Genomic DNA, 24,412 nt, shown 5'->3' with positions numbered 1-24,412 from the left:
CAATGGAAAATATAACTGTAAAGGAGATGATTTATCAACAGATGGATCATTTTTTAGGGAAAGCAATCAATCAGGATCATCAAATTACATTATCGAAAGTGCTAGAAATTGCAGCTTGGGTAAGTGCTTTTGTTATTCGCCAACGACATATACAGCAAGGACAGATTACCGAAGAGGAAATGCAAATGGTTATGGGATCTGTAGGCAATTTTTGTCATGAAAATTTTCATGATAACTTTACTCAACAAGAATTTAATCTATTGAGTGATAAAATTTTAGAGCTATTAAAAACACCAACTTTTGATCAAGACGCTAAAACGTATTTCGAACAATATTATCCGATAAAAAAAATGTATTCTTAAGAGGTGATTTTACTAAGATAATCAAGAACTTTTTCATTAAAAACTGCAGGCTGATCGACATTGACTACATGTCCAGAATTAGGAACAATAAAAATTTCGGCCGTGCGCTGGTGTTTTTTTGCAATTTTTTTAATGCTTGGTAAAAACATATAATCTTCTTCACCCATAATATAAAAAGTCGGAATACCACACTCTACTTCTCTAAAAACTCTTAGTAAAGGAAAAACATCTGCCGTTAACTTAAACCATTTCAAGAATTCTTTTTGATACAGTTTTTTAGCTTCTCGGATAAAAAGAGAACGTGATTCTTTATGAGTGTTCTTAGGCATAATGACAAAGGCTAATATCTTATACAAGAACAAATATGGTAAGATATTCTTGAAGAGATTTCCTACAGTTATCAGTACTTTTCCACGTAAATTTACTTTCATTACTGCACCTCCCATCACCATAGAAGTCAACCTATAGGGTTGCAATTCTGCCAATTGTCTAATAATTATGGTCCCTAGTGACATGCCAACAAAATGAGATTTCTGGATTTTTCGATAATCCAAAACTTCTATAATATCTTTGGCAATCGACTCGAATGAGTAACGCTTTTCGAATAAGGAACGTAAATTGGCTTTTGATCTTCCATGACCACGTAAATCGAGCAATAAAACATTGAAATGTTTTTTGAAAGCCCTGATTTGCTTAAACCAAATTGTCGAACTTCCTCCTGCACCGTGAATAAACGTTACCCATTCGGTCGACGTAGGATGTGTATATAATGTATGTGCTAACAACTTAATCTATTAAAACATGAATAAAAAAAAATTCTATCATTCGTTATTTAATAATACCGCTGCTTCTTTTGCAAAATAGGTAGAGATGAGATCTGCACCTGCTCTTTTAAAAGCCGTTAAGGATTCTAACATGACTTGGTCATGATCGAGCCATCCTTTTTCTGATGCTGCTTTGATCATTGCATATTCACCCGAAACCTGATAAACAGAGACAGGTACTTGCAAATGATCTTTCACTAATCGCACTATATCCAAATAAGCCATTCCTGGTTTTACCATCAAAATATCTGCACCTTCTATTACATCTGCTTCTGCCTCTCTCAAAGCTTCCATACTATTATGGTAGTCCATTTGATAGGTTTTTTTATCTCTCGGTATTTCTTGGTTGTCTACTGGAGCGCTATCCAAAGCATCGCGGAAAGGTCCGTAGAAATTACTTGCATATTTTGCCGCATACGACATAATCCCAACTTTGGTAAATCCGTTTTGATCCAACCCTTGTCGTATAGCCGCTACTCGTCCATCCATCATGTCCGACGGAGCCACGAAATCTGCCCCACTTTCTGCATGCGAAATAGACATTTTCACTAAAGCTTCTACCGTTTCATCATTCAAGACAGTTCCGTTTTTTACAATTCCATCATGTCCAAACATCGAATAAGGGTCCAATGCCACATCAGGCATTACCACCATTTCGGGAGCAATTTCTTTTACCGTTTTGATAGCTCTTTGCATCAAACCGTCGGGATTCCATGCTTCCTTTCCTGTATTGTCTTTTAGAGATTGATCTACTTTTACATAAATATTAACTGCACGAATTCCCAACTGCCAAATCAGCTTAATCTCTTCTTTCAATAAATCCAAAGATAGACGATAAATACCTGGCATAGAAGGGATTGCCTCTTTATTGTTTACGCCTTCATTGATAAAAATAGGTAAGATGAAATCCTTGGTGCTTAAATGATTTTCTCGGATTAGCGATCGAACCGATTCGTTGATTCTTAATCTTCTATGACGAATAGGAATATCCATGTTGTTTTTATTTTTTTAATGATCCAAATATACGCTATTTTGATGGATTTTTGGATATATTCAAAAGCTTTAACAAGAGGTTTTTATATCGCCAAGAAAAGTTTAATTTTGCATCATGCGAATAGATATCATCACCGTTTTACCAGAATTATTAACAAGTCCTTTTAGTGCTTCGATCATGAAACGTGCTCAGGATAAAGGATTGGTCGAAATTCATGTTCATGATTTACGAGAATTTGGGAAAGGTAAATATAGACATGTGGACGATTATCCGTATGGAGGTAGTTCGGGTATGGTGCTAATGTGCGAGCCACTAGATCAATGTATAGAAAAATTAGTAGCTCAAAGAACGTACGATGAGATTATTTACCTTACGCCCGATGGCAAAACCCTAAATCAATCCATAGCGAATAGCTTTTCGTTGAAGAAAAACTTAATGATGATTTGCGGTCATTACAAAGGAATCGACCAGAGAATTCGTGATATGTGGGTGACCAAAGAAATCTCTATAGGTGATTATGTATTGAGTGGAGGTGAATTCGGGGCAATTATTTTGGCCGATAGTATAATTCGACTGATTCCAGGTGTATTGGGTGATGAAACTTCTGCTCTCTCCGACTCTTTTCAGGACAATCTATTAGCTCCACCTGTTTATACGCGTCCTGCAGAGTACAAAGGGCATAAAGTTCCTGAGATTTTATTGTCCGGTAATTTCCCGAAAATAGAAAAATGGCTACATGAGCAGGCCATTGAAAGAACAAGAGCCCGAAGACCAGATTTATTGGATGAATAATAAAAAAAATCCTACCATAATTATCGGTAAGATTTTTCTTTTAATATCAAAATTTATGTTTTATACAGCATCAAAATCAATGGTTAATTTGGTAGATTTTGGTCGAGAGATACATGCCAATGTTAGACCATCTTTATAGTCCGAGTCTGTCAATACAAAATTTTCTCCGATATTTACTTCGCCTTCTATTACTTTACATAAACAACTACTGCAAATCCCTCCTTTGCAAGAATAAGGCGCATCTATATCTTCATCCAATAACGTATCGATAAGATTTTTTTCTTTGTGCCATGTTACGGTATGTTGCTCATTGTCAAGGATTACGGTAACTTCTACTGTGTTTACATTCGAGTCATTATCTCCAAAAATCATTTTAGGATTGGTCAGAGGATTAAAAAGTTCAAAATGTATGTGACGCTCGATAATTCCTGCATTTTTAATTGATTTCGCCAATTCGAAAATCATTTCTTCTGGCCCACAAACCATGGCTTCGTCTACTTCGTTTATATCAACTAACTGATTCAAAATCAAATCAAACTTTGCTGCATCAATCCGACCATTAAACAACCAATCTTCTTGCGGATCGTTGGTATAGAAGTGGAAAACATGGAGTTGAGATGGATATTGTAGTTTCAATTCATTGAGTCGTTCACAGAACATTACTGATTTTGTCGAGCGATTACCATAGAATAAGTAGAAATTTACCCATTCTTCGGTTTGCAGTGTATATTCTAGAATACTCATAATTGGTGTTATACCGCTTCCTGCTGCAAATGCTAAAAGTGTTCTTTTTTCATTGGGTTTTGATGGTATTACAAAACGACCATTTGGCGTCGAAACTTTTAGCTGATCTCCTATTTTGGTTTCTTTCACCAAATAATTAGATATTTTTCCGTTTTTGGTTGCTTTTACTGCTATTGTCCATTCGTGGTTTTTTGGAGAACTGCAAAGCGAATAGTCTCGGCGTTCGCCCATAACTTCGAGGGTTAAATATTGTCCTGCTTGGTAAGAATAAGCTTCTTGTAAATGGACAGGAACATCGAAAAATAATTGAACAGAGTCATCGGTTAACTGTTTTTTATCTTTTATGGTGAGTAAATTAAAAATCATTTCTATTCTATACTTTACATTTTTGCTTATAATAGTTTACAAATTTAAGGTATCTTGTGTATAAAAGAAAACATAAAATATATGGAGATAGCACTTATAGCCCATGATGGCAAAAAAGCAGAAATGGTTAATTTTATCATGAAACATCAAAAGATTCTAGCCGCAAATAATATTCGTCTTATTGCTACAGGAACAACAGGAAAGTATGTAGAACAAATAGGTTTAGACGTTATGCCTATGCTTTCTGGACCCTTGGGAGGCGATGCACAAATTGCTGCACGGGTTGCGGAAGGGATTACCAATATGGTTTTCTTTTTCCGCGACCCGATGGGGAAACATCCGCACGAACCTGATGTCAATATGTTGTTACGTCTTTGTGATGTACATAATGTTCCATTGGCAACGAATCCAGCAACTGCAGAAATGCTACTCGACCATCTAATAAAATAAATTACCACAAGTCAAAATATATTTTTATTTTATGCTATACATTTGTATCCTAAATAACTGTTTTAAAAAATGAGTCTAATAGATAGCTTAAAGTGGCGCTATGCTACTAAAAAAATGAATGGTAAAAAGGTGGAACAATCCTTGGTTGAACAAATTATTGAAGCGGCACATTTAGCTCCTTCTTCATCAGGCATTCAACCTTTTGAAATTATTGTTGTCTCTAATGATGAACTGAAAAAACAAATTCAACCTATTGCTAACAATCAAACCCAAATTGTAGACGGTTCTCATCTGTTAATTTTTGCTTCGTGGGATCAATATACAGATGAGCGCATAGATTTTATTTTTGATCATATGGATCGTGAGAGAAACTTACCAGAGAACAGTTCTAACGATTATAAAAACAGCCTAAAAAAATCGCTTTTTGCCCTTACAAAAGAACAACAGGCTTGTCATACGGCTAAGCAAGCTTACCTATCTTTTGGTGTAGCAATTGCTGCTGCTGCCCAATTACGCGTAGATGCTACACCTATGGAAGGTTTTGATAATGCTGCGCTCGATACGTTTTTAGGGTTGGATAAAAAAGGGTTAAAATCGCAAACTATTCTCACTTTGGGACATCGTGCTACTGAAGGTGATTGGCTACAAGGATTAAAAAAAGTTCGTCAACCGAAAGAGAAATTTATTACAGTTTTCGAGTAACTTTTCTTTTTCGATACACGCTGCAATGTATAAAATTGTGGCAGAAGAAGGATTGTTGCACTTTGCACAATCCTTTTTTTCGCAAAATAGTATCAATATTGGGTAATTTCGTCACCTTTAGTTTTGCTACTATTCTAAAAAAGAAATACATACTTCGCAACAAAATTTTTTGCCAAGTTTTTGGGTTTTCGGTATAATCAACTACAATGATGTTTGGGTTATTATGATTGTCTACTAATTTCCGAATGAGTAATGCTACTTCATTATCATTAAAATTGTCTAATATAAACGGTAATATAATTACATCAAAACCCTTTGGTAAATCATCACGAAGAATGTCTAAACAATAGATCTCTGTGTTTTGTGGTAATTTTCTTTTCTTGCAAATTTCTAGCATTTCTCGAGATTGGTCAATCAGTACGATACGAGGAAATTCTTGTTCAATAGTCAAATTTTCTAGAAACTTCCCGTCGCCTACTCCTAATATTAAGATTTTATCTGTAGTTTTTGCAAGTGTCAGTGCAAAGTATTGTGCACGAATCAAATGATTACCAAACACCAACCTACTCAAAAATTGATAATACGGTGCAATATAAGAATAATCCAAAAATGTAAATTTACGTTAAAGAAGGGTCTTCTAACTCTTCGGAAAAGCGAAGGTTTATTAATAACTCAGTCATCAAACGTCCACGAAATTGACAGTCAGTTTCGAATAAAAGCAGGTCAAAAACATCTTGTAATTGGTTTCGATCTATGTAATCCAAAATTAGTTTACTGCCTTCATTATGAAAGTAAAAATCGAGTTCTATGAAATAGCCTCGTAAATTCTGAATACTTTGCTGCTGAACAAACTCCTGATCCCGAAACAGTTCTGCAAATTTTAATGTTCGATGTTGGTAAACAAATAGTTTATCTCCTTTTTTTGTTTCTAGAAAGAGATCTTCTATTGTATAAGAAGAAAAAAGATAAGCAAAACCTTTAAAATCATATTCGGTAATTTGCAATGAGTATCGCTTATCTTTTTTGTATAATGTGAATCGACGGGTAAAATCATGTACATGACTTATTTTAGAGAAATCTCTAAAATCTTTATTCAGCTCTATGATATTCAGGTCATGCATACCCAAATATATAAAAAAAGTCTGAATATCATATGGTTAGATAAAAAAATAATATCCAACCATATGAAAAATTCTGTTTATTAACTTTTTGTCTATTTTTTTGGCAAGAAAACTTCTGCCATCATGCAACGTGCACTTCCACCTCCTAGAGTTTCTATCGTTTCGATGTTTACAGAAATTATTGGGTTGTATTTTTCGATAGTTTCTATCTGCTCATGTGTAAGTGAGTCAAAAGCTGATTGCGACATTACCAAATAAGCTTGTCCCAAACCACCAACCTGGAGCATGTTTCCAGCAAATCGATGCATTTGTTCTTCGGTAATAGAAATAATTTCTTTAACCGATTCTGTTAACATATCACATACATGTTTTTTCTCTTGTGAATCATCTAAACTGTCTAAACAAATAATTGCGTAACGGTCTGCAACACACATCATTACATTTGTGTGATAGATAGGTAAACGCTCATTATCAACTGTCTGATATGCAGTGAAGTAAACCGGTGTATATTCTAGGTCTTCACAAAATTCTATAAACAAATCTTCGTCTGTTCTTGGTGAAATCGCTGCATAGGCTAATTTATTTTCGCGATCGAGAATGATACTTCCAGTTCCTTCTAAAAATATATTATCCTCAGCGGCTTCGGTATAGTCTATAATATCATTAACTAGAAAACCTTTGCTTTCTAACAACTCGAAAATATCTTCTTCTCGTACTTCTTGTCGTCTATTTTCGGCAAACATTGGATATAGCACACAATCTCCATTCTCATGAAAACTGATCCAATTGTTCGGGAAAATCGAATCGGGAGTGTGTGGTACGGGTGTGTCTTTTATCGTAATAACATTTACACCTTTTTCGCGTAAAGTGCTCACCATTTGTCGAAATTCTTGAAGTGCTAGAGCCTGAATTTCATCAGCAGAATTTTCTGGTTTTTGCTGAAAATAATTATTTACAGCCGTTTGCGCATTGTAATGAAACGCAACTGGCTCAACCATTAAAATGGTTTGGGTATATTGTTTATTTTTCATCTATACGGTATAATGGTAATGTTGAACAACGGAGTAATCCTCCCATTTTAGATACCTCTCGGTAATTAATTTCTTCTACTTCTATTCCCCATTTTTCTTGTAAATGTGTATTGAGTCTTGTGAAATTCTTTTCAGAAACTACTACAGTTGGTGAAATAGAAAATACATTGGGTGTCATCCAGTACATTTCTTCTTCGGTTACGTGGAATAGATTTTCTTCACCAAATAGTTCTACAAGATATTGATACTCATCTTCTTTCCTAAAACCGTCTTTGTATATTATTGCTTTGTCTTTCCCTACTGGCTGAAAGGTACAATCCAAATGTAATATTCCTTTGTAAGGATCTTCATCACTTTTGTGCAAATCAAAAGCAACTACTTTTTTGTTAGGAAAATGATTTCTAAGAAACTCTACTGCTTGCATGTTTGTGCGGGCAGTTTTATATTGTTTAAAATCATCACCTAAATAGGTGCCAACAAAGATATAATCGTTCCAAAGTAAAACATCGCCTCCTTCTACATATACATCTTCTGGTATTTTGATGTATTGATCGGCTGAAATATTTTTTTCGATAAAGTCAATTGCTTCTAATTCGGGTAAACGATCAGGAATAATATTGGATACAAAAAATTTATTTTCTATTACAAAAGCAATATCTCTAGCAAATACTTGATTAACTCCTACTAAATCCTTCGGACGAAGAACTTCTACATCATGCTTTTTTAATACAGCTTCGAATTCGGCTATTTCATTTACCAAATTTTTTTCTTTTGGATAGGTTTTTTCCAAAACACTTTCATACGATTTTGCATCAAAAACTTCTTGTAAAGTAGGTTCTTTTCCCATATCATTGGCAATACCTAATACAACTGTTTTCAAGCGATCACTCTCGTTATTTACGTGTAGTTGCATAGTTTATTTCATTTTTTTTGTGGCAATTTTTGTTATAAGTTTTAGTTTACTTGGATAACCCTAAAACCTTAAGTCCGTTTACTGTAGCAATATCAGAAAGGCTCTCCACATCATAATAGTGGCAAGCCTCTAACATCACTCTCAATTCGGTAAGTAAATGACCATCTGAAAAAGGTTTGTATATATCATTTATATTGTCCGTACCAAAGGCTACATTTATCCCTCTTGGCACCATTTCATCAACCGGAGTTACCGAATTATGTGAAGGTGCTAAACGTTCTGTACGGTTATGATCGATCCATGCAGTCGGACAAGAAATTACATGCAAATCTGCTTCTTTTATCAAATCATACAACTCGAAACGATATTTTTTCGGATGAGCGGCAACCGATATCGAATGTACCGCAGAAACTTTACCTTGCATTCCATGTTCGATAACTTTACGTGCCAATTGTTCGGTTTCTTTTTCTTCGTCGGTATTGAACTGATCGACATGTACATGTACCAATAGATTTTTTTCTTTGGCTGTAGAGAGTAGAATATCTAGGTGTTCGTCTTCTTTACCAAAATCTTTGGCTGGCAACCCCCCAATAATGTCTACAAACTGAGCAGAAAGATCAAACCATTCTCTTGCTTTTGGGTTAATAACACCTTTGAGAACTTGATTGGCAAAACGAATTTCTAAATCGTTCCCGTAATTTTCTCGTAAACGCTGTGCCGCTAAAATAGACCGATCTTCAATTACTTCATCACAATCTATAAAAGAGCCAATCGCTTGTACACCCTGCTCGAGCATATAAGTAATGGCTTTTTCCATTCGGAAATAAATATCATCAACAGAAGAATTTCTTTTCATGTCATCGACCAAATGCCATTTCTCTTTTAGATAAGAGTTCGATAATGCAAAAGTATCTCGAGTCAAAGAATACGCTCTATCCAAATGAGAATGTGCGTTCACCCAACCTCCTCTGGCTTGTACTTTTTCTAAAACTTCTTCGATTGGATTGTAATTATTAGCGTTCATTGTTGTTTTTGTTTGTTTTTGTTTGGATGCAAAAATACTACGCTTTTATGGCATTTCTTAACCGAAATGATACCAAATATCTAAAAAGATTTACGTAATTTTGTTTTTTGTTTCTAATTTTTTTCATCCTACTAGTTTGGGTTTTTCGACAAAATATTTTATCTTATCCATTTCCTGAAGAAAGTCTCTTCTATCCTACTAAACTTATAATTTTTTCTGTATTTTATATAAAACCTCAGACTATAATATTTCGGATATTTGGACTAGATAAAAATTATTATAAAATGCCTACAACAAAACAATATACCGTTCATGGATTGCAAAACTATCAAAGTAAAAAAGAAGTAGAAGCAATACTCAATACAATACCTGGGGTAAAAGCTAAAGTGTTTTTACCTGATCAATTTTTCATCGAAAGCGAAAAAGAACTTTCGTCAGAAGAACTTCAGAAATACCTTACGCAAGCGGGTGATTATCATTTGGTCATTCCTGGCGATTCGTTGCCGGATCATATATTGGCTAACCAATCAGAAAGCGGAAAATATATTTGTCCGATGTTTTGCGAAGGCGACAAAGAATACGACGAACCAGGTCGATGCCCGGTTTGTAATATGTTTTTAATGCCGGTTGAGCAAGTTAACAAGAGTCTATTGCAGAACAAAACCGAACAAACAGCTGATGCAAGTTGTTGTACGGGTCATGCCGGCGTTTATCCACCACCAAGTTTTACCGAAGATCAAATAGGGAAATATTATTGCCCGATGATGTGCGAAGGCGATAAAGTGTATGATGAAATGGGAAGTTGTAGGGTGTGCGGAATGAATCTGGAAAAAATAACACCACTAAAACCAAAAACACAATTCACATGTCCGATCCATAATGAGATAACAACCGATGAGCCAGGCAACTGTCCGATATGTGGAGCAGATTTAGTACCAATCGAACCCAAAGAAGAAGTAGATGAAGTTTATCTTGGTATCCGCAAAAAGTTCATAATATCGGTTGTTTTCACCATGCCTATATTTTTGTTAGCTATGGGAGAAATGATTCCAGGTAATCCTATCGGGAGAATTATCTCGTACAAAGCTTCTGCATATCTACAATTTTTCTTGTGTTTACCTGTTGTTTTTTATTGTGGTTGGACGTATTTTATTCGGGCTTACAACTCATTCAAGACATGGCATCTCAACATGTTTAGTTTGATTGGATTAGGTACCACAGCTGCATTTCTGTACAGTCTTGTTGCCTTGTTTTTTCCACAGATATTCCCCGTAGAATTCAGAACACATCACGGGCAAATCGGTTTATATTTCGAGTCTGTTGCTGTAATCATTACACTGGTTATTTTGGGTCAATTGATGGAAGCCAAAGCACATTCTAAAACCAATAAAGCTCTAAAAGAACTGATTAAACTTACCCCTAATGAAGCGATTTTAATCACCAAAAATGGAGATAAAAAAATATTGGTAGACAGCATAAAAATTGGCGATCAACTGCGTGTTCGTCCTGGCGATAAAATTCCAATAGACGGTAAAATCATCGAAGGGAATAGTGATATAGATGAATCTATGATTACCGGAGAAGCAATTCCGGTATCAAAAATCGTAAATGATAAAGTAATTGGTGGAAGTATAAATGGTTCGGGAAGTTTTATTATGACCGCTGAGAAAATTGGTCAAGACACCATGTTGTCGCACATCATTCAGATGGTGAATTCGGCAAGTAGAACGCAAGCGCCCATACAACGATCTGTAGATAAAATTTCTAAAATTTTTGTCCCAACTGTAATTGCAGTTTCCATTCTTACATTTTTTGCTTGGTGGATATTCGGTGGAGAAAATAGAGTAGCTTACGCCATTGCCAATGCTATTGCTGTATTGATCGTTGCCTGTCCTTGTGCACTTGGTTTGGCTACGCCAATGTCGGTAATGGTTGCGGTAGGAAAAGGTGCAAAAAACGGAATTTTAGTGAAAAATGCAGAAGCCTTAGAACGCCTCAATCAGATAGATACTTTGACCATAGACAAGACAGGAACCCTAACAGAAGGGCGACCAAGCATCGTGAAAGTTGATCTTTTGGATCAAACAAATCGAGAAAATGCGATTCAATTTGCGGCAAGTCTCAACCAAAATAGTACGCATCCGCTAGCTTTAGCATTTACCGAACTAGCCAATAAAGAAAATATTGAGAATCTTAAAGTAAATGATTTTTCGAATCTTTCTGGAAAAGGAGTTTCAGGTTCAATAGATAATCAAAAAGTTGCTTTAGGAAATCTACGTTTGGCCCAAGAATTATCGCCCGCTTTTCATCCTACCGAAATACCTTCTAACACGACTTCTTACCTTATTATAGAGGATAAAGTTGTTGCCGTTTTTGAGCTTTCTGATTCTCTGAAGCCTACGACCAAAGAAGCAATCAAACAATTGAAAGAAGAAAATATTGATTTGATTATGCTTACGGGTGACAATAAAAATACTGCAGCAAAAGTTGCAGAGGAAGTTGGGATTTCTCATTATCAAGCAGAGGTATTGCCAGCAGATAAATTATCGATTATAAAAGATTTGCAGCAAAAAGGTAAAATTGTAGGCATGGCAGGAGACGGGATTAATGATGCACCTGCTTTGGCACAGGCCAACGTGGCCATTGCAATGGATTCTGGAACCGAAGTGGCAATAGAAAGTGCCGATATTACTTTGCTAAAAGGAGATTTGCTAGGTGTAACGAAGAGTATCAACCTTAGTAGAGCAATGATGAAAAACATCAAAGAAAACTTAGCTTTTGCGTTTATTTATAATTTATTAGGAATTCCGATTGCGGCTGGCATCTTGTATCCTTTTTTAGGCATTCTGATGTCGCCAATGATTGCTGCAGCAGCAATGAGTCTAAGTTCTGTTTCGGTAATTCTTAACTCGACTCGCTTGAATAACGTAAAATTGACAAAGCGATAATCATTAAAAAAAAGCCTTTAAACTATAATAAAAAGGCTTTTTTTTGTTTTCTATACTTCTATTAAAAATTAATTAATTATTTTTTCTGGCAACATGGCGTGCGCAGAAACTTCATAAAACAGAATCGCCAAAAACTGTAAATATTCGGCATGATTGTATTCTTCATGTACCATGTCGTCGATATTGATTTCATAATAATTCTCGAATAAATTTTGCAAACGCAATATGAAATCTTCTTGAGAAATGGTTTGATTTTTCAGGTCTGAATATATAAAATCATTTGATCCTAAAAATTCATTTCGAAATTGAAATAAAGGTGAATTTCTAATCGACAACGTATTGAACATTAATTGAGAAATCATTTGTCCACGATTTTCGGTTTCGAAATTCCATTCTTTTCGCAAGCTCATAGAATTTGGTTTTAGGAACAAATAATTATGGAAAGCATGTATATGTTTGGCAATTGTACGATTGGTGTCTAAGTAGAAAAACTGTAAAATGGTTGAAAATAAATGATTTGCATTTAGCCTATTGGGGTCGTAAATAAAGAAAAGAGGAAACTTGTACAGGGCGCGATACATCGGCGGGGAAATCCGTAAAATTGTAGCTTGCAAAAAATTGAAACCTTCGAAATCTTTTTCCTGATAAACCTTATTGTATGCAATACCTGCTTTGTACGACATAGAATCATCGTATTGCAAAAGCGATAAATAAGCACCAATTTTCTCGAAAAAATCAGTTATCACACGATGATTCGTTGCAATCGTAAATTTCTTATCGATAAATATGTTCACAAAATCTTCTACAACCGAATAAGTTTGCAAAGCTTGTAGTTGTTCTTTCCAATCTTTGTTTTGCGGCTGAATATGATCCAGATACAATACATTTACAGAATATAAAAGGTTATTTATCGACTGATAATCCAACTCGAATAAGTGATTATCTGTCGAACTAGGTTGTTCGTATAAAAAAACTAATTGATTGAGTGCTTGCTGAATTTCGTTTTCGCTATTATGAAGACTCATTATCTCATTTGCATTGTTATTTACCATTGAGCAGCCCATAAAAAACAACAAACCTTTGCGTAAATCTTCATCAAATTCACAAAGAGAAAGCACTTGATCGAAATATGTTTTAAAAGGAGAGTTCATTTTATGATTTATAAATTTTGGTAAAAATACAATTTTATCCTACCAAAACGGGCAGGAAAAAAGAATCATTTTATACAAAAAACATATCTTCTCTCGAAGACATGTTTTCTATTACTATTTGTTTAAAAATTCTGCTATTTTAAGAGAAATTTTGTAAGATGTATTTTTCGGCATCCAAAGCAGCCATACACCCCGTTCCTGCAGCTGTAATCGCTTGCCTATAGACACTATCTTGTACATCTCCTGCAGCAAAAACTCCTGGCAAATTTGTTTTGGTCGATTTATCTTCTGTTACTAAATACCCCATCTCGTCCATGTTTAGTTGCGTTTTGAAGAGATCTGTATTTGGCGTGTGTCCTATCGCAATAAATACACCATCCAACTCTAAAGAAGATTTTTCATTGGTTTTGTTATTGATGATATTGGCTTTTTGCACTACCATATCACCTTCTAAACCAATCAACTCGTGGTTGAACATTACTTCTATATTTTGTGTTTTAAAAACTTTTTCTTGCATTGCTTTAGAGGCGCGCATTTCATCTCTTCTGATCAGTAAATAGACTTTTTTACATAGTTTTGATAAATACGTTGCCTCTTCTGCAGCTGTATCTCCCCCGCCAATTACTGCAACGTCTTTGCCTTTGTAGAAAAACCCATCACATGTGGCACATGCAGATACACCGCTTCCGGCATACTTCTTTTCATCATCTAAGCCTAAATATTTTGCAGTTGCACCGGTAGAAATTATGACTGTTTTGGCATGAATTTCTTTTCCACTACTTGTTTTTAGCTTATGTATTTGCCCAACCTCTGTTGCTAAGTTAGCTTCTGTAATGTATTCGTAAATAACTTTCGTACCGAAACGTTCTGCTTGTTTTTGCAAATCAGCCATCATATCTGGACCTGTAATTCCATCAGGATATCCAGGGAAATTATCAACATCTGTCGTTGTAGTTAATTGTCCTCCAGGCTCCATTCCCGTAAAAACAACAGGATTAAGATTTGCTCGTGCAGCATATATGGCTGCCGTATAACCTGCAGGCCCAGAACCAATAATTACGGTGTCGTATTGCATAATTTCTTCGCTCATTTTTTTATTTTTTTTAATGTGGTAAAATTAATACTGTTTTTTGGTTATCGAAATTTTTATGAGTGTATTATTTTTATTGCCAATTCTTTTAGTAAATCGGCATGAGAAACATTTCCGGTAGCTCCTACTCCTTTGCTTTTCATATCATATTCACGTATTAAGGAAATAATTTGCATAGTAGATTTTAGTGGATAATTTTTTGCTCCCGTAAAATACTCATTCACAAAATACGGATGAACTCCTAAATTTTTAGCTGCATTGGAGGGTGATTTATCTTCTAATGTATGCAAAATTACTAGACTCTGAAACAAATTAAAAATAGCCGAAATAGTAACTATAATAGGATTTTCTTTTGGGTTTTTATCGAAATAATGAATAATAGAAGCAATCTTTGGCATGTCTTTGTTAATGATTGCCGTACGCAACTCAAAATTGTTATAATCTTTGCTTATGCCTATATTTCGCTCTATTTGATCTGGTGTAATGGTGTTTCCTTTTCCGATAATCAATGCTAATTTCTCGATTTCATTATCTAATCTAGATAAATTTGCACCTACAAATTCTGCCAAAAGCATCTTGGCTTTCATGTCGATTTTCACTCCACTTTTCAAAACGCGTTGATCTATCCAATCTGGAATTTTCGATTCATAGATTTTTTTAAATTCATGATAAGCATTTAGTTTTTGGAGTGTTTTAGCAATCTTTAAACGTTTATCGATCGTTTTCCCTTTAAAATTAAACACCAATACTGTCGATGATTGTGGGTTTTCTGCGTATGGTAAAAGTTTATCTATTTCTCTTGCCAAATGTTGTGCTTCTTTTACAATTATCAATTGCTTTTCTGCACCCATTGGATACTGTTTTGCCAGACTTATCAATTGTTCCATATCCACATCTTGTCCATACACTATGGTCTGATTAAATGCTTTCTCATCTTCTGTTAGCACATTCTTCTCTAAAGCTTCGGTCAACTCATCGATATAATATGGTTCTTCGCCGGCTAAAAAATAGATCGGCAAGAAATTTTTGTTTTTAATATCTTTGAGCAATGAATCAGTCGCACTCATCGTTGGAACTTATACAATTAAATTTTCCCGAAAATTACCAAATTAGATTGAAACAAACCGAAGGAAAATGGTTTATCTTTTGTTTGATTCGAAAAAAATGGTTCGTATACACCCCAGAAGAATGGGTAAGACAGCATATTTTACATTTCTTGATCGAAGAAAAAAAATACTCCTCGTCTAATATTGCCTTGGAAAAGATAATCCCGATCACGGGTATGCAAAAACGATCAGATATTGTATGTTACCAGCAAGAAAATCCTTTTTTGATGGTCGAATGCAAAGCGCCTTCAATCAAAATTACCCAAGAAACTTTTGATCAAATTGCTCGATATAATCTTCTTACAAAAGCAAAATATTTGATGGTTTCGAATGGTTTACAGCATTATTATTGTCAGATCGATTATGAAAATCAACACTATTTTTTCTTGCCAGAATTGCCTATTTATCCGTGATGACCAATCATATTTACAGAAAAATAAGCCAATAGAAAGCCACCAACCATCATTATAAACTTCATGCCATTAAATTTATGTCCTGCATTGGCTTCGAAAAGTATAACGGTTGAAATATGTAAGAATATCCCGCAAACTATTGCACTTATACTGTTGGCATATTGGCTAATAACTGTATATTTCCCGAGAAAAAAACCTATTGGTGCGGCAAGAGCAAATAATATAATTAATAACCAAATATGACTTTTCTTTTCGATTTTAGTTTTTAGGGCTTGGTATAAAATAATAGAGACAGGAATGTTATGTGCAAAAATTGCCCACAAAAAATGCTGAGATTCTTCGTTGGCGACCGGAATTCCTTCTATTAAAGAATGCAAGAAGAGTCCTAAAAAAACTCCGGCCGGGAATCCACTTTCCTCCAAATGTATATGCCCATGTTCTACGCCCTTACTTACAGTTTCTAGTATATACTGTATCATTACGCCAAATAAAATCCATAAACCAATTTGGTGCGTATGGTGCGTTTCGATAGAATACATATAGACATGAGGCAAAATCTCTAATAAAGTGATACCCAAAAAGAAAGCCCCACTAAACGCAAGTAAAAGTTTAATATTTTTGTTAGGGATAGAAAAGAAAGAAGAAATGCCAACACCAATTATGACACTTGCAACAAGAACAAGTATTTGCATTATTTTTCAAAAATTAAAATTAAGCGTGATGATGTTTTGGGTTCAAATGCATTTAGTTGATAATCACCAAAATATGCTTTAAGTTGAAAGCCAACTTTTTTGGCAATACTTACGAAATCTTCTAATCGGATTATTTTCACAAATTCTTGATAATGATAGGGTTCGTTATCTATTCTGAAGTTGATATCTTTCTGTATAAAGTTTTCTTTTATTTGTTTGTGAATATCAAACGAAATACCCTGGATCTCCTTTTTTTCATAGGGTATGAGCTCGTGAATTGCTTTTTCTACGTTGAGATAATCCAACACAAAAATGCCGTTTTTTTCTAATTGATCATACACCGACTGAAAGACACGAAGATGGTCTTCATTATTCAAGAAATATCCAAAACTTGTAAACAGATTAACAATCAGACCAAAAGCATTCTTTTTATAAACCTCTCGCATATCGTGTACATCAAAATGTAAACGATTATTGCTAAATTGCTTGGCATATTCTATACTATTTTCTGATAAATCTAGACCAGTGACTTCATATCCCAATTTATTTAGAAAAACAGAATGACGACCTTTACCACACGCCAAATCCATTACTTTGGTCGATAGAGGTAATTGTAAATAGTTGGCGAGATGACGAATAAAATCTTCTGCTTCTTCGGTGTTTCTGTTGTTGTATAACAGGTGATAGTACGGTGTATTGAACCATGTGGCGAACCACTCTTTATCTACGTTTGGCATTTTGGACAAATTCCTATGATTACACAATTGGTTTTGGTTTGGATAAAATTTTGAGGCAAACAGGCCGGAATACTCTCTTCTAAACAAATCATTTTCTGACATTTATCACATTGAAAATGATAATGTTCTGTTTGATTTTTTTTGGATAAAGCAAAATGAGAGATTCCATTTTTACCCGAAATTTTATGCATTAATCCGTCTTCGCAAAATCGATTGACGATTCGGTAAATTGTAACACGATCTAGTTTAGAAACCAAACGCTGCTCAATTTCTTCTAAACACAAACAGTCTGTCTCTTGCCGAAACAGACTGAGGATTATTTTTTTTTGAGGCGTATTCCTTCTCTTGATCACTTATTGCAATTTGATTACAATAATACGACGAATTGAAGAAAAAACAATCAAATTTATTTTTAAATTTCTTATTTTATATTCCGATTTCTATTTGCAAACGTGCATACCAATTGTCTTTGTTGCGATTATCGAAATATTTTTTGTTTTCATACGACACCTCTGCCTGAAGTTTAAATGCATGCTCCCATATATACTTTGTAAGCCCAAGAGTAAATTGATTTATTTTTGGCATGTATTGTTCGATTTCTTTATCCATTTTCAAGGTAGAAAAACGCCCAATCAACTCGTAATTATTCGGGAAGATATAACTACCCTGAAAATCTAAACCTTGCCCAGCACGAACATATTTCACCTCATTTTCATTCTCTGGATTCACCGTGATAAGATCTTTTGCAGAACGATTCATATAAGCAGACTGGAAAGCCCAGCCGTTGTATTTGAACATAAAGTCAAAGAAAAGTGACTGAATATCGCGTGAAGCAAACAATAAATCTCCACGTTGACCTTGAGTTCTTTTTGCATCTGCGTTGTAACTATAGGCTGCAGAAAGCATTACTTTTGGTTTGGATTCTCGTTTGATATCTCCCTCGAAATATGATCCATCATTTTTAAATGCCCCGAGCGGAAATATCTCTGCTTTACCTGTATAGGCCAAGCCGCTTCCTTCGAAATTGGTCCAATTCCTACCTTCCCCCGTAGAAACTGCTCCACGCAGTGTGTACGAAAACTCATCACCCGAACGTTTATTGTACTGTACTTGTGCGCCAAAATCACGATCGATATTAAACTCTGAGTTATTGATTGATCGGTCGGTTAACTGTAACGCGCCAGAAGAGTTAAACCGTTGACGATTACCGGGTAATTTCGTCTGACCGAAACCTATACTCCAATTAGAATTTGGCGTATAATTGATCATTGCATCGCGAATGATATTGATGTTTTTCCCATGTTGTACTTCTCCCACATCTTCAGGTGCAAAAGATAATTGTAAACTATATTGAAATTTTGGTGAGCCTACATAGCCGTCTAAACGCAATCGTAACCGTCGAATTTGTCCATCTAAGGTTTTCTTTTCTCCATCATTCGCATAGAAAGTTGCACGGTTTTGCATTCTGAAACGAATGTTAACTTGGTACAAACTATCAGGAGAAGTCATTCCCAAACCTTTACCGTAACTATAGAAAGGTAACATCGATGTATCGTAATTTTCATCCGATATGATTATTTTTGTTTTTTTTATTGTATCCGATTCATGTTGAGCGACAACATTTTGGCTAAATAAGGATAGGAGTAATCCTAAATAGATAAAAATTTTGTTCATGAAATTAGAGTATTTTAGTTATTATTTTTTTAAATATTAAAAAAGCCTCAACAAGAGAGGCTTTTATATATTGAATAATTTATAGATTATAAATCTTCGATATCGATTTCGCTATCTATTTCTAGTTCATCATAATCTTCTTCGTCAGAGATTAGGTCTTCGTCATCATCCAAATCGATGATTTCCATATCTTTTTTCGGAGCTTTGAGCGGCATCGAACCAAAACGATAAACCGTTAGTGGGTAATTGAGTACCGCTGGTTTATCTTCTACCGAAATTAGTTCTACGAAGAAAGTCCATAAATCCAGATAGTCATATACGAAAATCATACGGTCACCTATTTTCTGGAAAACTTCTTTGATATAGAAATCTGCCATTGTTTCATCGGTCCCGTCATCTGACATGTCTTCTAAAGGAATTTCTTTTTTTTGTTCCCAATCTTCATTAGACTCGTAAAAGGAAGCCAATTCATCTCCTTGTAAACTAAATGCACTTATTATTCCTTTGTAGAGTGTGAATAATGTTTGTTTTTCTTTGATCTCAATATCCCTAAAAACATCCTCCTTTGTATCAAGGATAACACGAATTTTGTATATCACTTTTTATTGTTTTATCGGTTTCAAATTTAGCTTTTTTCCTAAATCTAGCATAAAGTTATAGGCAGAATTATAATTATTTTCAATTTCGCCTTCTAAAATTGCATCTTTGATGGCTGTTTTGATGACTCCTATTTCTTTACAAGGCTGCAAATCAAACACTTCCATAATTTCTTCGCCCGAAATTGGTGGTTGAAAATTTCTAATTCGATCACGCTCTTCGACATCTTTTATCTTTTGTTCTACCAATTCGAAATTACGAATGTATCTTTTTTGTTTTTTTTCGTTTTTTGTGGTGATATCCGCTTTGCACAAAACCATCAAATCATCTAAATCATCCGATGCGTCGAATAACAATCTTCGCAGTGCAGAATCGGTTGCTTCATCCGAAATTACAGCTATTGGACGTGAACTCATCATCACCAATTTTTGCACATATTTTAGGTCTTGTCCAAGAGGAAGTTTCAGACGTTTGAATAGTTTGTAGGTCATTTTTGCGCCTACATATTCATGCGAATGAAATGTCCATCCTACTTTCGGGTCAAACTTTTTCGTAACTGCTTTTCCTATATCGTGTAATAAAGCTGCCCAACGTAACCATAAATTTTCTGTGTTTTTGGCAATATTATCTACAACTTCTAGCGTATGATAGAAATTATCTTTGTGTTTTTTCCCGTCAATATCTTCCACTCCTTTTAATGCACAAAGTTCGGGTAAAATTAGGGGTAATAAATTGGCTTGGTCCAAAAGAAGTAGGCCTTTAGATGGTTTTTGTGTGAGCATTATTTTATTAAACTCATCCATTACGCGTTCCTTCGAGACAATCTCTAATCGGTGAGCATTTTCTTGGATTGCTCGAAAGGATTTTTCTTCGATAGAGAAATCCAATTGTGCAGCAAAACGAATTGCTCTCATCATACGCAAAGGGTCATCTGAATATGTAATAACCGGATCTAAGGGTGTCCGAATTATTTTGTCTTCGAGGTCTTGTATTCCATCAAAAGGGTCTATTAATTGACCAAAATCTTCATGATTTAATGAAATTGCTAAAGCATTAATTGTAAAATCTCGTCTTTTCTGATCATCTTCTAAAGTACCATTTTCTACAAAAGGCTTTCGACTATCTTCTGAATAACTTTCTTTACGAGCACCTACAAACTCCAACTCTTTGTTTTGATACTTGAACATCGCAGTGCCAAAACGTTTGAAAACAGAGACTTTAGAGGTGTTTCCTAATTTTTTTGCAACTTTTTCTGCCAAAATTATTCCATTACCTACTGTCACAAAATCGATATCCTGTTTTCCAGGGCGCTCTAATAAGAAATCTCGCACAAAGCCTCCGACTACGTAGGATTTTTGCTTCAATTCTTTAGCAGTTTCTCCTATCGTTATAAATATTGGGTCGTTGATTGCTTTTTTCAAATTCATACAGCAAAGGTAAAGGTTTTTAGAACTTTTGTCTTATTCTCGAATAACTTTTACTTGTAAATCTTTCGTGAGTTGTATGATGGTCGATGGTTCGCTTTTGGGCAGGAAAGTTTTAGCCTCGTCTACCACAAAGTCTACTTTTTCTAAAATCGCAGGAGAGATATCAGCATAACTTTGCGCAGCTTTTTGGCTAGAAATGTTTACCGAAGTAGAAACCAAGGGTGCTTTTATTCGTTGAATTATTTGGCAGCAAAAAGGGTCTTTTGTTAGACGAATCCCAATGGTATTGTCTTTAGAGACTAATGATTTTGGTAAACCACGTGGATCGTCATAGATAATGGTCAGCGGCTTTTCATTCAGGTCTATTAGATCCCATGCTAATTCTGGCACATCGACAATAGATTGTAAGCGTGCCGGGGAATCTACCAAAAGAATGAGCGATTTAGATTCTGGACGGTTTTTTATCGAATATATTTTTGCGATGGCTTTATCATCCAAAGCATTGCATCCTAAACCCAGAATTGTATCGGTCGGATAAATCATTGTTTCTCCATTGAGTAAGCGTTCGGCAATTTCTTGTATCGTCATTTTCTTTTTATATTAACTGATAAATTTCTAAAATATAGTCAAAATTATAAGCTACAAAATATAGTTTTTATTTTCATTCAAGCGTTTTACTTTTTTGTTGATGTTTTAGGGATAATGTAAGTGGCATTCCTTGTAAGCTTGCACGTAGCAAAGGCCATTTTTTGGGTTGTAGAATGGTAGAAAAGTAATATTTTGTACCGAAAAATATCAATACCAAACGAGATGCTAACCAACCTTGATGTTTTTGGATAATATAAATCAACGAAAGTTTTTGTTCTAATTTTATAGCCATGGATTTTTTGGTGCTGAGTCCATGTATATGTTTATATTGAATGGTCGGAATGAGCATGGTTTTTTTACCAATTGCTTTCATTCTTCTCGATAGATCTGTCTCTTCATAGTAAAGGAAGATGTTTTCATCAAAACCGCCAATTTTATCAAAATCTACACGTCGCATAAATAAAAAAGATCCGGCAACAAAATCTGCTTCAATTGGTTGAGAATAAACTTTTTTACGCTTCGGGAATCTTTTCGGATTAACCATTTCTAGGAATTTCCTACTGAAAATTTCTCTCTGCCAAGATGCAAAATGATCTATCGTCGGAACGAATTCGTACCGTTCATTTACCGATTGTGGAGAGACAATGCCGACTTCCAGATGTTGATCCATAAAATCCTTTAGAACAGGAAAACAATCATCAATCAACTCTACATCGTTATTGATAAATGCAACATATTTGCTATCAGATGTTGCCTCGTAACCTATTCTATTTCCTTGTCCAAAACCAGTATTAATATTGCTTCTGACTAGTTTTAGATTGGGTAAACTTAGTTCTTTCACCAAGTCTTGTAAATGAAAATAATCCACTTTTTCTGATGCATTATCGATGATGACAATTTCATACTTAACCTTGGTTGTTTTTTTTACGATACTTTTTACCAACGCAATCGTTGCATTACTTGTGTTGTAATTAATTGTTACGATACTGAGGTCTAGCATTCTGTATATTGATTGACGCCTTTTGAGGCAAAGGTTAATTTCTGCTCGATGGTTTTTTGTTGGATTTTATCATTGCGATCCAAAAATTCTTTACTCTGTTCTGGGTGGTACATATGATAGACAATTCCGGCAAATTTTAGTCGTTTGGCTAATATTCCAGCATTATGCATTCTTAGCACTAATTCAGAATCCTCTCTTCCCCAACCTGTAATTTCTTCATTATAACCATTGACTTTTATAAAATCTTTTCGCCAAAAAGAAAAATTGCATCCGCGCATTTTCGACGAAAAACTGCTATGTTTTTTTTGTTTTTTTGCTAAAAACGGATAACGAAGGGTACGTCCTCTTTTTTTGATTCCTTTCGAAAAAAAATGAAAATGAATCGTCTTATGTTGAAATATTTCTTGCAATTTCGACTTCTGGATATTCACTCTAGAGCCGTAGAGATATGTATTCTTTTCGGCCATTGCCAAATGATCCTCTACAAAGTTTGGGTGTAAAATCACATCACCATCAATACTGATAATGTAATCGGAGGTTGTTTTCGCAATCGCTTTATTCATGATTATTGCTTTTCTGTTACCAAGATCTTCATGCCAAACATGCGTAACTGGATTGGGGAATCCCTGCCTGAATTCATATATCACTCGTTTAGTTTCCTTTGTAGAACCGTCATCTGCAATGATAACTTCATCTGGTAAATGTGTTTGGACTTGGATACTTTTCAGAACCAATTCTAAGGCTTCTGCCCAATTATAGGTTGATACAACCAAGCTTGTGTTCATCTTCATGCCAACAAAAATAAACATATCTTTGACACTGCCGACTAAAGTTTTTAAATTTGCTCAAAAAGAGAATAACAGCCAAGAGCATGAGCAAAGAAATTGTGGTAAATTCTACCTATTCAACAGATATAAGAGAGATTGAGTGTGCTATTAATAATTTTTCAGATAACCAAGATTATTTAGTCAAAGGTAGCAGAAACTCAATTAAAAAGTTGCGTTTAGAAAATGGTGAAATTTGCACAATAAAAGCATTTAAGATTCCCAACTTCATTAATAAAATTGTTTACCGTTTTTTTAGAGAATCAAAAGCAAAGCGTTCTTATAGACATGCCAAAATACTGATCGAAAAAGGTTTTAAGACACCAACACCCATTGCGTATGTTGAGAATAAAACTGCCATAACTTTCTTAGACTCGTATTATTTTTGTGCATTTATCAGAGAAGACTTCACCTATAGAGAGGTTGTGCATACACCCAATTTCCCTGATATGGAAAATGTACTCCGACAGTTTACGCAATTTACTTTTGCATTACATCAAGCTGGTATAGAGTTTCTAGACCATTCTCCAGGTAATACGCTAATTTTTGACAAAAAAGATGGTACGTACGAATTTTATTTGGTTGATCTGAATCGGATGAAATTTCATGATTCGATGACATTAGAACAGCGAATTAACAATTTTGTTCGCTTAACGCCCCATCGAGAATCGGTAGAAATTATGGCCAAAGAATATGCACGGTTGATGCAGTTACCACCAGCAGAAGTGATAGATAAAATGTGGGCTGGTACAGAGAAATTTCAACAAAAATTTCATCTAAAACAAGCACGAAAAAAAAGACTAAAAAAATTAATCGGGAAGGAATAACACTTTACTTAAATG

Annotated in this window: 27 protein-coding genes; 7 read left to right on the top strand and 20 right to left on the bottom strand. The window is 34.8% G+C overall.

All coding sequences use genetic code 11. The features are described from left to right. Positions 1 to 2 precede the first annotated feature (2 nt). Positions 3 to 362 carry a hypothetical protein gene (locus HMPREF2660_RS07055; RefSeq protein WP_070486343.1) on the top strand — a complete coding sequence of 120 codons (360 nt, stop codon included), beginning with the start codon at positions 3 to 5 and terminating at the stop codon, positions 360 to 362. Here HMPREF2660_RS07055 and HMPREF2660_RS07050 read toward each other — a convergent pair. Further along, on the bottom strand, positions 359 to 1,147 hold the full coding sequence (locus HMPREF2660_RS07050) for an alpha/beta fold hydrolase (RefSeq protein WP_070486341.1): 789 nt from the start codon (positions 1,145 to 1,147) through the stop codon (positions 359 to 361). The two genes, HMPREF2660_RS07055 and HMPREF2660_RS07050, sit on opposite strands and share 4 nt — an antisense overlap. 36 nt (positions 1,148 to 1,183) lie before the next feature. Beyond that, positions 1,184 to 2,179, bottom strand: coding sequence for a porphobilinogen synthase (gene hemB, locus HMPREF2660_RS07045; protein WP_070486339.1), 996 nt, complete (start codon positions 2,177 to 2,179; stop codon positions 1,184 to 1,186). Between the two features lie 115 nt (positions 2,180 to 2,294). Here hemB and trmD point away from each other — a divergent pair, with 115 nt between their 5' ends. Then, positions 2,295 to 2,972: a tRNA (guanosine(37)-N1)-methyltransferase TrmD gene (gene trmD, locus HMPREF2660_RS07040; RefSeq protein WP_013599065.1), complete on the top strand. Its 678-nt coding sequence runs from the start codon at positions 2,295 to 2,297 to the stop codon at positions 2,970 to 2,972. A 60-nt stretch (positions 2,973 to 3,032) separates the two neighbouring features. Here the strand turns inward: trmD and HMPREF2660_RS07035 are convergent, their stop codons facing one another. Then, complete coding sequence (locus HMPREF2660_RS07035) at positions 3,033 to 4,082, bottom strand: 2Fe-2S iron-sulfur cluster-binding protein (protein ID WP_070486337.1); 1,050 nt, start codon at positions 4,080 to 4,082, stop codon at positions 3,033 to 3,035. A gap of 81 nt (positions 4,083 to 4,163) precedes the next feature. Here HMPREF2660_RS07035 and HMPREF2660_RS07030 point away from each other — a divergent pair, with 81 nt between their 5' ends. Together HMPREF2660_RS07030 and HMPREF2660_RS07025 are read left to right on the top strand one after the other, a co-directional pair. Beyond that, positions 4,164 to 4,532: a methylglyoxal synthase gene (locus HMPREF2660_RS07030; RefSeq protein ID WP_070486335.1), complete on the top strand. Its 369-nt coding sequence runs from the start codon at positions 4,164 to 4,166 to the stop codon at positions 4,530 to 4,532. Between the two features lie 69 nt (positions 4,533 to 4,601). Continuing rightward, positions 4,602 to 5,234 carry a nitroreductase family protein gene (locus HMPREF2660_RS07025; RefSeq protein ID WP_013599062.1) on the top strand — a complete coding sequence of 211 codons (633 nt, stop codon included), beginning with the start codon at positions 4,602 to 4,604 and terminating at the stop codon, positions 5,232 to 5,234. Here HMPREF2660_RS07025 and HMPREF2660_RS07020 read toward each other — a convergent pair. The 5 genes from HMPREF2660_RS07020 to HMPREF2660_RS07000 form a co-directional block, all read right to left on the bottom strand. Then, on the bottom strand, positions 5,218 to 5,841 hold the full coding sequence (locus tag HMPREF2660_RS07020) for a class I SAM-dependent methyltransferase (RefSeq protein ID WP_013599061.1): 624 nt from the start codon (positions 5,839 to 5,841) through the stop codon (positions 5,218 to 5,220). The two genes, HMPREF2660_RS07025 and HMPREF2660_RS07020, sit on opposite strands and share 17 nt — an antisense overlap. A gap of 10 nt (positions 5,842 to 5,851) precedes the next feature. After that, positions 5,852 to 6,355, bottom strand: coding sequence for a hypothetical protein (locus HMPREF2660_RS07015; protein ID WP_013599060.1), 504 nt, complete (start codon positions 6,353 to 6,355; stop codon positions 5,852 to 5,854). A gap of 92 nt (positions 6,356 to 6,447) precedes the next feature. Further along, positions 6,448 to 7,386 carry a citrulline utilization hydrolase CtlX gene (gene ctlX / locus HMPREF2660_RS07010; protein WP_070486334.1) on the bottom strand — a complete coding sequence of 313 codons (939 nt, stop codon included), beginning with the start codon at positions 7,384 to 7,386 and terminating at the stop codon, positions 6,448 to 6,450. Next, complete coding sequence (locus HMPREF2660_RS07005) at positions 7,376 to 8,299, bottom strand: dimethylarginine dimethylaminohydrolase family protein (protein WP_013599058.1); 924 nt, start codon at positions 8,297 to 8,299, stop codon at positions 7,376 to 7,378. Before HMPREF2660_RS07005 ends, ctlX begins: the two co-directional genes overlap by 11 nt. A 46-nt stretch (positions 8,300 to 8,345) precedes the next feature. Then, positions 8,346 to 9,323 (bottom strand): amidohydrolase family protein, encoded by a 978-nt coding sequence (locus HMPREF2660_RS07000; protein ID WP_070486332.1) that lies wholly within the window; start codon positions 9,321 to 9,323, stop codon positions 8,346 to 8,348. Positions 9,324 to 9,607: 284 nt separating this feature from the next. On the opposite strand from HMPREF2660_RS07000, the gene HMPREF2660_RS06995 reads away from it, so the two are divergent. Continuing rightward, positions 9,608 to 12,271: a copper-transporting P-type ATPase gene (locus tag HMPREF2660_RS06995; protein WP_013599056.1), complete on the top strand. Its 2,664-nt coding sequence runs from the start codon at positions 9,608 to 9,610 to the stop codon at positions 12,269 to 12,271. A 68-nt stretch (positions 12,272 to 12,339) separates the two neighbouring features. Here the strand turns inward: HMPREF2660_RS06995 and HMPREF2660_RS06990 are convergent, their stop codons facing one another. The 3 genes from HMPREF2660_RS06990 to holA form a co-directional block, all read right to left on the bottom strand. Next, positions 12,340 to 13,422 carry a hypothetical protein gene (locus HMPREF2660_RS06990; RefSeq protein ID WP_013599055.1) on the bottom strand — a complete coding sequence of 361 codons (1,083 nt, stop codon included), beginning with the start codon at positions 13,420 to 13,422 and terminating at the stop codon, positions 12,340 to 12,342. 139 nt (positions 13,423 to 13,561) lie between these two features. Further along, entirely contained in the window at positions 13,562 to 14,512 is a 951-nt protein-coding gene (gene trxB / locus HMPREF2660_RS06985) for a thioredoxin-disulfide reductase (RefSeq protein WP_070486329.1), read from the bottom strand. Positions 14,513 to 14,568: 56 nt separating this feature from the next. Continuing rightward, entirely contained in the window at positions 14,569 to 15,579 is a 1,011-nt protein-coding gene (gene holA, locus HMPREF2660_RS06980) for a DNA polymerase III subunit delta (protein WP_013599053.1), read from the bottom strand. On the opposite strand from holA, the gene HMPREF2660_RS06975 reads away from it, so the two are divergent. Next, positions 15,561 to 16,031 carry a type I restriction enzyme HsdR N-terminal domain-containing protein gene (locus tag HMPREF2660_RS06975; RefSeq protein WP_052295779.1) on the top strand — a complete coding sequence of 157 codons (471 nt, stop codon included), beginning with the start codon at positions 15,561 to 15,563 and terminating at the stop codon, positions 16,029 to 16,031. The genes holA and HMPREF2660_RS06975 overlap by 19 nt on opposite strands. On the opposite strand, the gene HMPREF2660_RS06970 is transcribed toward HMPREF2660_RS06975, so the two are convergent. From HMPREF2660_RS06970 to HMPREF2660_RS06930, 9 genes are all read right to left on the bottom strand, one after another. Continuing rightward, the gene (locus HMPREF2660_RS06970) at positions 16,022 to 16,723 is read right to left on the bottom strand and encodes a ZIP family metal transporter (RefSeq protein WP_070486327.1); all 702 of its coding nucleotides are present in this window, start codon (positions 16,721 to 16,723) and stop codon (positions 16,022 to 16,024) included. The two genes, HMPREF2660_RS06975 and HMPREF2660_RS06970, sit on opposite strands and share 10 nt — an antisense overlap. Next, positions 16,723 to 17,460, bottom strand: coding sequence for an SAM-dependent methyltransferase (locus HMPREF2660_RS06965; RefSeq protein WP_013599050.1), 738 nt, complete (start codon positions 17,458 to 17,460; stop codon positions 16,723 to 16,725). The genes HMPREF2660_RS06970 and HMPREF2660_RS06965 overlap by 1 nt, the downstream gene beginning before the upstream one ends. Then, positions 17,448 to 17,813 (bottom strand): Fur family transcriptional regulator, encoded by a 366-nt coding sequence (locus tag HMPREF2660_RS06960; protein ID WP_013599049.1) that lies wholly within the window; start codon positions 17,811 to 17,813, stop codon positions 17,448 to 17,450. Before HMPREF2660_RS06960 ends, HMPREF2660_RS06965 begins: the two co-directional genes overlap by 13 nt. Positions 17,814 to 17,886: 73 nt before the next feature. Beyond that, on the bottom strand, positions 17,887 to 19,134 hold the full coding sequence (locus tag HMPREF2660_RS06955) for a porin (protein ID WP_070486325.1): 1,248 nt from the start codon (positions 19,132 to 19,134) through the stop codon (positions 17,887 to 17,889). Positions 19,135 to 19,220: 86 nt separating this feature from the next. Continuing rightward, a complete protein-coding gene (locus tag HMPREF2660_RS06950) occupies positions 19,221 to 19,733 on the bottom strand; it encodes an IS1096 element passenger TnpR family protein (RefSeq protein ID WP_013599047.1) in 513 nt (170 codons plus the stop codon). Positions 19,734 to 19,736: 3 nt separating this feature from the next. Next, positions 19,737 to 21,158, bottom strand: a complete 1,422-nt coding sequence (locus tag HMPREF2660_RS06945) for a CCA tRNA nucleotidyltransferase (protein ID WP_013599046.1) — start codon at positions 21,156 to 21,158, stop codon at positions 19,737 to 19,739. Between the two features lie 33 nt (positions 21,159 to 21,191). Then, the gene (locus HMPREF2660_RS06940; protein WP_070486323.1) at positions 21,192 to 21,746 is read right to left on the bottom strand and encodes an L-threonylcarbamoyladenylate synthase; all 555 of its coding nucleotides are present in this window, start codon (positions 21,744 to 21,746) and stop codon (positions 21,192 to 21,194) included. 73 nt (positions 21,747 to 21,819) lie between these two features. Then, on the bottom strand, positions 21,820 to 22,746 hold the full coding sequence (locus HMPREF2660_RS06935) for a glycosyltransferase family 2 protein (RefSeq protein WP_070486321.1): 927 nt from the start codon (positions 22,744 to 22,746) through the stop codon (positions 21,820 to 21,822). Continuing rightward, positions 22,740 to 23,531: a glycosyltransferase family 2 protein gene (locus tag HMPREF2660_RS06930; protein WP_070486319.1), complete on the bottom strand. Its 792-nt coding sequence runs from the start codon at positions 23,529 to 23,531 to the stop codon at positions 22,740 to 22,742. Before HMPREF2660_RS06930 ends, HMPREF2660_RS06935 begins: the two co-directional genes overlap by 7 nt. 86 nt (positions 23,532 to 23,617) lie before the next feature. Here HMPREF2660_RS06930 and HMPREF2660_RS06925 point away from each other — a divergent pair, with 86 nt between their 5' ends. Beyond that, positions 23,618 to 24,397, top strand: coding sequence for a Kdo domain containing protein (locus tag HMPREF2660_RS06925; RefSeq protein WP_070486317.1), 780 nt, complete (start codon positions 23,618 to 23,620; stop codon positions 24,395 to 24,397). The last annotated feature ends 15 nt before the right edge of the window (positions 24,398 to 24,412 follow it).

It is taken from the genome of Weeksella sp. HMSC059D05, assembly GCF_001809725.1.
Classification (GTDB): Bacteria; Bacteroidota; Bacteroidia; order Flavobacteriales; family Weeksellaceae; genus Weeksella; species Weeksella virosa.
Note: the sequence above shows the minus strand (reverse complement) of the source record. Positions and strands in the feature narration are given on the sequence as shown.

Coding starts and splice junctions, on each gene's coding strand:
- HMPREF2660_RS07055 (WP_070486343.1), top strand. CDS start 3: ATGGAAAATATAACTGTAAAGGAGATGATTTATCAACAGATGGATCAT.
- hemB (WP_070486339.1), bottom strand. CDS start 2,179: ATGGATATTCCTATTCGTCATAGAAGATTAAGAATCAACGAATCGGTT.
- trmD (WP_013599065.1), top strand. CDS start 2,295: ATGCGAATAGATATCATCACCGTTTTACCAGAATTATTAACAAGTCCT.
- HMPREF2660_RS07035 (WP_070486337.1), bottom strand. CDS start 4,082: ATGATTTTTAATTTACTCACCATAAAAGATAAAAAACAGTTAACCGAT.
- HMPREF2660_RS07030 (WP_070486335.1), top strand. CDS start 4,164: ATGGAGATAGCACTTATAGCCCATGATGGCAAAAAAGCAGAAATGGTT.
- HMPREF2660_RS07025 (WP_013599062.1), top strand. CDS start 4,602: ATGAGTCTAATAGATAGCTTAAAGTGGCGCTATGCTACTAAAAAAATG.
- HMPREF2660_RS07015 (WP_013599060.1), bottom strand. CDS start 6,355: ATGCATGACCTGAATATCATAGAGCTGAATAAAGATTTTAGAGATTTC.
- ctlX (WP_070486334.1), bottom strand. CDS start 7,386: ATGAAAAATAAACAATATACCCAAACCATTTTAATGGTTGAGCCAGTT.
- HMPREF2660_RS07005 (WP_013599058.1), bottom strand. CDS start 8,299: ATGCAACTACACGTAAATAACGAGAGTGATCGCTTGAAAACAGTTGTA.
- HMPREF2660_RS07000 (WP_070486332.1), bottom strand. CDS start 9,323: ATGAACGCTAATAATTACAATCCAATCGAAGAAGTTTTAGAAAAAGTA.
- HMPREF2660_RS06995 (WP_013599056.1), top strand. CDS start 9,608: ATGCCTACAACAAAACAATATACCGTTCATGGATTGCAAAACTATCAA.
- HMPREF2660_RS06990 (WP_013599055.1), bottom strand. CDS start 13,422: ATGAACTCTCCTTTTAAAACATATTTCGATCAAGTGCTTTCTCTTTGT.
- trxB (WP_070486329.1), bottom strand. CDS start 14,512: ATGAGCGAAGAAATTATGCAATACGACACCGTAATTATTGGTTCTGGG.
- HMPREF2660_RS06975 (WP_052295779.1), top strand. CDS start 15,561: ATGAATCAGTCGCACTCATCGTTGGAACTTATACAATTAAATTTTCCC.
- holA (WP_013599053.1), bottom strand. CDS start 15,579: ATGAGTGCGACTGATTCATTGCTCAAAGATATTAAAAACAAAAATTTC.
- HMPREF2660_RS06970 (WP_070486327.1), bottom strand. CDS start 16,723: ATGCAAATACTTGTTCTTGTTGCAAGTGTCATAATTGGTGTTGGCATT.
- HMPREF2660_RS06965 (WP_013599050.1), bottom strand. CDS start 17,460: ATGCCAAACGTAGATAAAGAGTGGTTCGCCACATGGTTCAATACACCG.
- HMPREF2660_RS06955 (WP_070486325.1), bottom strand. CDS start 19,134: ATGAACAAAATTTTTATCTATTTAGGATTACTCCTATCCTTATTTAGC.
- HMPREF2660_RS06945 (WP_013599046.1), bottom strand. CDS start 21,158: ATGAATTTGAAAAAAGCAATCAACGACCCAATATTTATAACGATAGGA.
- HMPREF2660_RS06940 (WP_070486323.1), bottom strand. CDS start 21,746: ATGACGATACAAGAAATTGCCGAACGCTTACTCAATGGAGAAACAATG.
- HMPREF2660_RS06935 (WP_070486321.1), bottom strand. CDS start 22,746: ATGCTAGACCTCAGTATCGTAACAATTAATTACAACACAAGTAATGCA.
- HMPREF2660_RS06930 (WP_070486319.1), bottom strand. CDS start 23,531: ATGAACACAAGCTTGGTTGTATCAACCTATAATTGGGCAGAAGCCTTA.
- HMPREF2660_RS06925 (WP_070486317.1), top strand. CDS start 23,618: ATGAGCAAAGAAATTGTGGTAAATTCTACCTATTCAACAGATATAAGA.